This window comes from Geomonas sp., from assembly GCF_056994735.1.
This window is the reverse complement of the sequence record NZ_JBXKJL010000110.1, coordinates 1-1792: the sequence shown is the minus strand read 5'-3', so window position 1 is coordinate 1792 and position 1792 is coordinate 1. Positions and strand designations below refer to the sequence as shown.

The 1792-nt window shown below is 61.0% G+C and carries 2 protein-coding genes; one reads left to right on the top strand and one right to left on the bottom strand.

What is annotated here, in order from left to right; translation table 11 throughout:
* On the bottom strand, positions 1-281 hold a 281-nt coding region (locus AC11W3_RS05350), incomplete at its 3' end, for a DUF6788 family protein (RefSeq protein ID WP_484092608.1).
* A 68-nt stretch (positions 282-349) separates the two neighbouring features.
* Between AC11W3_RS05350 and AC11W3_RS05345 the strand changes: the two genes are divergently transcribed.
* Positions 350-1789: an IS4 family transposase gene (locus AC11W3_RS05345; protein WP_484092607.1), complete on the top strand. Its 1440-nt coding sequence runs from the start codon at positions 350-352 to the stop codon at positions 1787-1789.
* Positions 1790-1792 lie beyond the last annotated feature (3 nt).

The window sequence follows — 1792 nt, the reverse complement described above, 5'->3', positions numbered from 1 at the left end:
GGTAGCCATGGGGCCTGATCGAGCGCTGCGCGTACGACACGCTCGATCTCCCGCTGCAGCTTCCGGAAGTTCTTTATGCGCCGCTGACACTCCAGCGCTGCCTGCTGGCTGATCGTCTTGGTGGTTCTCTTGCCGTCGATGAACCCCGTCCAGCGATAATACGTGCCGTGCAGACGGGCGGGCTTGCGCTTGCAGGCACAACCCGGTTTTCCGCACCGGCTGCGGGCCGTTGACACACTACCCGGCAGGAGTGGCCAATCGAAGGCGATGGATCGTTTCATTGTCCTAATGTATATATACATCAGGACTATCGGTGAATCTACCAAGCCGGTGGGTGTGGGAGGGGGAGATGGGACAGCGCGTGAAAGGGAGCGCGGGGACGGCGGCGTGGATCGATCAAGAACTGGCCGGGTGTACGTTTGCCGACGCTCGCTTGGAGAAGCGATTCAAGGTCTTGGTAGAGCGGCTCTCGGAAGGAATTGGTGAAAGCATCCCGCTGGCCTGCCAGGACTGGGCGGGCACAAAGGCCGCGTATCGTTTTTTCGCCAATGAACGGGTGAGCGAGGCCGAGATCCTCGCGGGGCATTTCCAGGCGACCCGCGACCGGTTCCAGGCGACACCGGGAACGGTGCTGGTGCTGCACGATACGACGGAGTTGTCCTTCCAGCGGGAGAAGAAACACGCGATCGGGATGATCTGTCGGCCTTACAGCGGAAGAAAAGGACAGGACGGTCGGCCGCGGCTGCACACGACCTGTGGAATCCTCCTCCATTCCAGCCTGGTGGTGACCGTGGAGGGGCTGCCGCTAGGGATCGCGGCGGCGAAAGCGTGGACGCGCAAGAAGTTCAAGGGATGCAACGCGCTCAAGAAGAAGATCAACCCGACGCGTGTCCCGATCGAAGAAAAGGAGAGCGTACGGTGGCTCGAGAATCTCCGACACTCAACGGAGTTACTCAATGAACCGCAGCGGTGCGTTCACATCGGCGACCGGGAAAGTGACATCTACGAGCTATTCTGTGAAGCGCAGCGCATCGGAACCCACTTTCTCATACGGACCTGCGTCGATCGCCTAGCCGGGACCGGCACACACACGATCGCCGACGAGATGCGCGAGGTGCGAGTCAAAGGAGTGCACCGGATCGAGGTCCGTGATGCCAAAGGTCATCGCTCGGAGGCTATCCTGGAGATTCGCTATCGCCAGATCCGGGTGCTGCCTCCCATCGGAAAGCAGCAGCGATACCCAGAGCTGATTCTCTACGTCATCCATGCGCACGAGCGCGCCGCACCGAAAGGGCGCGAGCGGATTGAGTGGAAGCTGATCACGGACCGGCCGGTGATCTCTCGCACCGACGCCATCGAGAAGCTCACGTGGTATGCGGCGCGCTGGAAGATCGAGACCTTCCACAAGATCCTGAAATCGGGGTGCAAGGCGGAGGACTCCAAGCTCAGAACCGCCGAGCGGCTGCTGCGGCTACTCGCGGTATTCTGTGTCCTGAGTTGGCGGATCTTCTGGATGACGATGATCAACCGCTCCGCCGCCAACGCGCCGGCGGCGGCCGTCTTCACCGCCGTCGAGCGCCGCCTCCTCGATCACTTGGTGCCAGATCGCCAAACCGAGCACGGCAGACGACAATTCCTTCCTTCATACCTCACCAAAGTAGCGCGGCTCGGTGGTTATCTTGCCCGCGCGAGTGATCCGCCGCCTGGCAACATTGTCATGTGGCGAGGGCTCTCCCGATTCACCGATATCGAATTGGGGTTCAGCATGGCGCAGCTTGTGGGTAATTGAAAG